The sequence below is a fragment of the Brevibacillus sp. NL20B1 genome (genome assembly GCF_018195675.1).
GTDB lineage: Bacteria > Bacillota > Bacilli > Brevibacillales > Brevibacillaceae > Brevibacillus > Brevibacillus aydinogluensis.
Genome location: NZ_JAGTPT010000038.1, coordinates 21,587 through 28,110 on the forward strand (window position 1 = coordinate 21,587; position 6,524 = coordinate 28,110).

Here is a 6,524-nt window from a genome sequence, read left to right on the forward strand (position 1 = left end):
TATGATCAGACGGGCAGCATGGTGTTGAAATAGAGGAAAGCTGCCGTTCATTCGAGCGTTTTCCCGGAAAAACAGCGGGACTGAAACTCCCCGCTAGCGGCCGTCCGGCAAATCCGGCATTAAATACCCGTACAAGGAGGGATTCCATGGAAAGCCTGATGCATCTTGAGCAAGCGTTTACCCGACTGTTTCGCATGGACGAGTGGGAATCCGATCCCGGCTTCAGCCGTTTCATTCCCATGGTGTACGATCCGATCGGGTTTGACTGGCGGCGGTTTTTCGAGGCGGAGTTCGTCCGCCGCTTCAACGGCCTGATGCTCAAAGGACGCGAACAGGTACACACCGTCTTTTTGGCCGTCTTCCCGACCGAAGAGGTGCTGAAGCGCTTCCTGGACGAGTCAGCGCCGGGCGACCTGTTGTTCATGCACCACCCGCTGCTGATGGAATGCGGCGACCCGCGCGGCCGCTGGGGCAGGGGGTTCGTGCCGATCGGGCAGGACTTGCTGCTGGCGCTAAAGGAGAAAGAGCTCTCCGTCTTCACCTGTCACCTCCCGATGGACACCAGTTGGCCGCTCGGCACGGGCGGCGCCATCATGGAAGCGCTGCAGGCCGAACCGATCAAGCCGTTTTGTCCGGCAGGAAACGGACATGTCGGCATGATTTGCCGGGTAACGGCGACGGATACCCGCTCCTTAATCGATCGTTTAATCACCTTGTTTGACATTCCCTACGTCGATTTTGAGGGGAAGGAACGGGCGCGCATCGAACGGATCGCCATCCTCCCCGGCTGCGGTGACGTGGCCGCGATGATGCGAGAGGCGGAAGCCAGCGGAGCCGACGCGTACGTGACGGGAGAGATCCACTGCCACATCGACAACGAATACGGGCGCACCAATTACGCCGCAGTCATGGCGTACGCCGCCGAAACGTCCATGTCGCTGATTGGCGTTTCACACGCCGCCTCGGAATACCTCGTGATGAAAACCCAGGTGAAACCCTGGCTGGAAGAGCGCTTTTCCGTAAATGTGACGCTGCTCCCGCAGTCGCGGTGGTGGTGGTAGGCGATCACGATCATGTACCTTCCTGCCATACCGTTTCGCTTTCTGCACGGCATTTTGCCGTGCCAGCGTGTAGACAAAGTCCGCGGCGCATGGGAGAGCGGGCCCGCTCGCTCGCTTGACGCCCAGCACAGAAGCGAATGATGTCCGCTCCAAAACGAGACGCGGGCAGGGGACAAACATCTGGGTATTTCGAGGAAGTGAGACTTGTGTCCCCTGTTGATTCCCGCGTCTAGCGTTTTTCCGCTGAGTCGGTCGTCAAAGGAGCTCGCTTGGCCCATCCCTCCATGCGATGCCCATTGTCTTCCGCTTCGGTTGATGAATGGGCAGGCCTTTCGGCCTGGAAATCATTTTTTGTGGACGCTAACTCAATGAACCATTTGTCTTCAGTCTGGCACGGCATTTTGCCGTGCTTTTCTATTTTTCCTGAAACATTTTGGTTGTTTTTAGCCAAAACAAGCGAAAAAGGTTGGGTGTGCGCCTATTTTTCTGTAACCAACGCCAATCCCTTTGCGGTATATCTGTATGTTTTTCTTGCAGAATCAATCCCTGACTGTTCTTGAACGTGAAAGAATGGACGAGTATACAAGACACTCCATGCCTTTGTCAGCTTGTTTACATCTGCACTGACAATCCGATTGTCCCTCCATGTGTAAATCCGGGTATGAAACACATCAGGGCTCCCGTAGGATGTTACAATTTCCTCCACGCCATCCTCATCCAGATCTGCTATATCTGCAACAGGTTCAGATAAAACCAGAAAAATGGACGGCTTCTCTTCCTCGATGGTTATATAATAGCGGAACGGACAGTTTGCTCCGCATAACCCTTCCACTTTAATTACAGATTTATGGAACAGGGACGATGTCTGAATATCCAGCCTGTCAACATAATGTAATGCACCTACATCTCCAAATTCATACAAGTCATCTCCAATTTGAATGCCTCCAATCAAACGGAGTGGATCATCCTCATCAACCTTCAAGAACGAAAACAGTTTGACGGTATCAAGCTGTTCCTCCTTTACGATCTGCTTGATTTTCCCCCTATCCAGTAACGTCACCTGTTGTTCCACCTTTACTTCTTCAAATGAAAGGGGGATGGTCGTTTCTTGTTCTGCGTTTGTGGATGCGGCAGAGGTATCGTCTCCGTACGTCTGGGCAGGGGAACAACCTGCAGCTAACAGGCACATGAAGAGAAAAAGCAGCACCATGTGCTTCAATCTTGTCACCTCAGGTGTTTGGTCGACTTGAACAAAATGAATAAATTTCCAAAACATTATAAATCGGAGTGAGCCCCCTGTCAAAACAGCGCAAATCCTCTATGTACACCAAGAAAATGAAAAAAGACACGGGTTTCTGTCCCGTGCCCCATGAAGATTCGCTCACCCATGCGTCATCCTGACGTCTAACTGCCCCGCCCTGCCTGCCTCGTGCTGGATTTGAGGGCGGCTGCGCGTTCCAGGGGAAAACGCGTCTTTTCGGTTCGTTCGATTTGCGTAATTTGCGACTCGTGCACGACGATGTGCAGGGTACCGTACTCCAGACCTTCCAGTGCGCGCAGGATCATCTCGATGCGAAAATCGGCAAGCTCTTCGCGATTCCGGTTCGCCATGTGATTCACTCCTGTCCAGCCGTTTTTCCTTCCCGGTCCGTTCAACCGCCGCCTGTCACTCCAGCGATGCAGGGCACGGTTGATTTGCCGGAAGCGGGAGTGGTTTGAAGAAAGCATAATTCTTATTAATCTTATGTTTCAAGTCGGAATTAGGTGAACATAAAGGTTACAGCCGCTTTCCGATGGACGAACACGAGCGCTTGCAAAACAGGATGGGGACGTTTTTCGCCTTTGCCTGATGTTTTACGTGCCACGACAGATTGTGATTCACAAAGTCGGTAAACACGACGATCAGTTTGGTGTCGACAGGAATATGTACCTTGTATTGGGAGTGTTTTCGACCCGTTACGTGATAAATCTGCCGGTATCCCCTGCCGTGAAGCAGCTCGGTAATATTCCCCAAGCGGTCTCCTCCGATGACCAGCACTGCAGACATTGTTTTCCTCCCTTCTACTGATGCTAACCGGTATAAGCCCGGCTGAAAAAAAAGAGATTTCTCCCTTTGGGGAAAAACCTCTAGTGGTCTAGTCGGTTTTACCGCGGCCGTTAAATTCCGATTAAACATATCGGTTTTTGATAATTATACGGTGCCAACTTCTCGGTTGTCAACCGCTTCCATCTTATCACGGCCGCGAAACCGCGCTTGTCATCTGTCCATTACCATTTCCCGCCCGGCAGAACTGCCCGTTTAAAAAGCACGTTCGTACTGTTTGGGCGGAACAACCTCGCCGGAGACGGTACGGATCGCGTGCAGCGCCCAGTACGGGTCGCGCAGCATACCCCGGCCCACCGCCACCAGGTCGGCGTCGCCGTTGCCCAGTGTCGCCTCGGCCAAATGAGGATTGTCCAGATTGCCCACGGCGATCACCGGCACATCCAGCGCTTGCTTGATCGCCCGAGCCATCGGCACCTGATAACCGGGGTGGATGCCAGGCCGTCCCCCTGAACCGATCGGACCTTCGCCTCCGCTGGAGATGTGGAAGATGTCAACGCCCGCTTCCTTGTAGCGGCGGCACAATTCCGTGCTGTACTCCAGGCCGTAGCCGCCTTCCACGTATTCCACCGCAGAGATCCGCATGATCAGCGGCATATCCTCCGGCATTACGCTCTTGACCGCTTTGATCACCTCCACGCCAAACAGCGCGAGGTCCTTGCCGTATTGGTCGTCACGCTTGTTGGTGAGCGGCGAGTGGAACTGGTGAATCAAATAGCCGTGGGCGCCGTGGATTTCGATGGTGTCCATACCGGCTTCGACCGCCCGTCTGGCCGCTTCCCGGAACTTGACGACCATCGCCTGCACTTCTTTCGTGGTGAGAGCGCGGGGCGTCTTGTATTTTTCGCTGAAGGCGATCGCAGACGGCGCGACCGGCACCTCGGCATCCTCCGCCTTGCGACCGGCATGCGCGATCTGCACACCGATTTTCGCTCCGTACTCGTGCACCTTCGACACGATCCGAGCAAACGCCGGGATCTGTTCATCCGACCACAATCCCAGGTCGTAGTCGGAGATGCGGCCGTCCGGTTCGACGTCGGTCATCTCCATGATGATCAAGCCAGCTCCGCCGACAGCACGCGAGACGTAGTGGACAAAGTGCCAGTCGTTTGGTTTCCCATCCTTGGCCTCAACCGAGTATTGACACATGGGCGGCATAACCACCCGGTTTTTCAATGCGAGCCCTTTCCATTGAAAAGGGGCAGACAAGAGAGCCATGATTACCACTCCTTCCCTTTTTTTCATCTTCGCAAAAGACCGCCTCATTTTGCAACGTCTGGCTGCACTTTGCTACACTTTGCCCCCCTGGACGCCAAACGAGCACCTTTTGCCCAACAACATCCCCAAAAAAGCAAGGAACTCTCCCTATACGGGAGAGTTCCAGTTTGCTGGTCGTCACGAGCGCGAGCGGACACTATCACCCATGCGCCACGGACCTTGTCTGCACGCTGAGCAAGACAGTCGTACAGTCTGTTTATTTTTCCTGAAGCGTTATATATTTGACCGGATTGGTATCAAAAACGACTTTTAGCAAATGGTCATTTCCTGCATACTCCAGAATGAATGTGTCATCACCCGAATCATTCAGCACCTCACGAGAAGGGGTTCCCAGCTTTTCCTTAATATCAAAAGGTTTGCCGGTAAGATTCACGATTTTGGGGTCAGCAAATATAACGATAACTTTGCTATTCTCGCTGAGCTCATCAATGGAATTGGCATAATCCTCAAATCCCAGACTAAAACCATCGTAATACATGGCAAACCCAAATTCATCATTTCCAGTACGAGCCGGTTTTCCCAACTTCTCGATTACTTCCTTTTTCGTTGCTCCGAGTCCAATTGACACACCATGTAATTGTCCATTTTTCGCCTTCTCTAACACGTCAGATGTAACAGGATTCGTTGAATGGCCCGCCACTGTTTCAGAATCCAGCTTCTTTACAGTGTCAGATTTTTCAGAATGAACGAGGCTGCCGTCTGCTGTTTCAGAACTTGTCGAACACCCGATTAACACCATTGAACAAAGAAGCCCCACACAAAAAAGCGTGCGATACATTCTACGCAATGACATCACCTTCTCCTCTCAATGAGATATATCCATCTGGTGGGATATTCCCAATTATATTAATGAAATGGATTATTTTTCAACATCTTTGCATGCCTGGGGGGAACCAATTTTCCAGGCATGGTACAGACTGCCATAAGCCAACTGACTATGTCACATTCGACTGTTTGGAAAGCCTCCAAGATGAACAAACTTTCAGCGCTTTATACTTCCTCGCGATCTGCCAACGTAGCTGATTTTTAAACGAGATACACCGATGTCCTTCACTGTTTGACATTCGGAGCTGAATGCTTTTTGATAAGCCTCCAGCAGTTCCAGAACAGTCCCAAAAGTACTGTGCCCCTCTACATACGAGCTGTTAGGTTTCTACCCAGCAGAGCGCTGATTCTCCTTTACACCGGCGCTTGCTTCAGTCACACATTTTTCATTTTATTCATAGATACCCTCTAAATTCCGGTAATAAATGAGATAACTATTGATCGGCTCTTTTAAAAACATATTTTCCTACCTAATTTTTTGCCATTTATCAATAAAATTTTCTTAAGTGCTTTAAAACTAGTAAATCACCTGATTTTGCGCAATGTTTAAATATCGAAAGGTGAAAGAATTGTCACTTGTGGGAAGGAGATAGTAATGACTACATTCGCAGCCCCTGTGTTTACGCTTATTGTTTAATGGTCCTTCTCTACCCATACACAATACTTTCGTCATGATTTTCATTTGTTCCCCTGGAGCCGGGTATCCCAACAGATACCCTGGGAATTCCTAATACCTATACACACTAACTGTTATCCCCTTCCGCAGTCAGGAAATATTTTGATTATTTGTAGTTGTACGCCATAGCTATTACTGAAACTACGAACTTCTAAGTCTAACTGCTTCACCCTCCCCTCAACTGCAGCATGATATTATATAAGAAAATTCTAGAAATTCCAAATTGTAATTTTTGTAACAAAATGGTAGAATGAGGGTACAAATTATAATTTTTGGAAGAGGGGTTGACAAGAAGTGAAACGAGTTACATTAGGATTGTTTGCTGTTTTATTATCATTTGGTGCTTCTAATGCTGCATTCTCTAAGAGTGCGGATGTAGTCCCTATGTATGATCCAGATAATCCATATGCACCGCTGGGGTGGAGATGGCCAACTACTAGTTACACAATTACCGGAGAATACGGTGAAAACCGCTCCGATGGGAGACACAAGGGAATTGATATTGGAGTGAAACTTAAACCAGTTTATGCGGTTGCTGACGGTCAAGTTGTCGGGGTTGGAATATATACATCTCCTCGAG

General features: G+C 50.2%; 7 protein-coding genes and 1 pseudogene. 2 read left to right on the forward strand and 6 right to left on the reverse strand.

Translation table 11 applies throughout. The annotated features are described in order from the left end of the window. The first annotated feature begins 146 nt into the window (after positions 1-146). Positions 147-1,061, forward strand: a complete 915-nt coding sequence (locus tag KDN35_RS19030) for a Nif3-like dinuclear metal center hexameric protein (RefSeq protein WP_212133622.1) — start codon at positions 147-149, stop codon at positions 1,059-1,061. A gap of 229 nt (positions 1,062-1,290) precedes the next feature. On the opposite strand, the gene KDN35_RS19035 is transcribed toward KDN35_RS19030, so the two are convergent. The 6 genes from KDN35_RS19035 to KDN35_RS19060 form a co-directional block, all read right to left on the reverse strand. Then, complete coding sequence (locus KDN35_RS19035) at positions 1,291-1,512, reverse strand: hypothetical protein (RefSeq protein ID WP_212133624.1); 222 nt, start codon at positions 1,510-1,512, stop codon at positions 1,291-1,293. A gap of 27 nt (positions 1,513-1,539) precedes the next feature. Next, on the reverse strand, positions 1,540-2,271 hold the full coding sequence (locus KDN35_RS19040) for a hypothetical protein (RefSeq protein WP_212133627.1): 732 nt from the start codon (positions 2,269-2,271) through the stop codon (positions 1,540-1,542). A 194-nt stretch (positions 2,272-2,465) separates the two neighbouring features. Next, on the reverse strand, positions 2,466-2,672 hold the full coding sequence (locus KDN35_RS19045; protein ID WP_171566133.1) for a YezD family protein: 207 nt from the start codon (positions 2,670-2,672) through the stop codon (positions 2,466-2,468). A 166-nt stretch (positions 2,673-2,838) separates the two neighbouring features. After that, positions 2,839-3,108 (reverse strand): DUF2325 domain-containing protein, encoded by a 270-nt coding sequence (locus KDN35_RS19050; protein WP_171566132.1) that lies wholly within the window; start codon positions 3,106-3,108, stop codon positions 2,839-2,841. A 252-nt stretch (positions 3,109-3,360) separates the two neighbouring features. Continuing rightward, positions 3,361-4,383 (reverse strand): NADH:flavin oxidoreductase/NADH oxidase, encoded by a 1,023-nt coding sequence (locus tag KDN35_RS19055; protein WP_212133629.1) that lies wholly within the window; start codon positions 4,381-4,383, stop codon positions 3,361-3,363. A 256-nt stretch (positions 4,384-4,639) separates the two neighbouring features. Continuing rightward, entirely contained in the window at positions 4,640-5,236 is a 597-nt protein-coding gene (locus KDN35_RS19060) for a DUF4309 domain-containing protein (RefSeq protein WP_212133631.1), read from the reverse strand. 1,002 nt (positions 5,237-6,238) lie between these two features. Here KDN35_RS19060 and KDN35_RS19065 point away from each other — a divergent pair. Then, a pseudogene (locus tag KDN35_RS19065) lies at positions 6,239-6,524 on the forward strand (hypothetical protein); the annotation flags it as partial.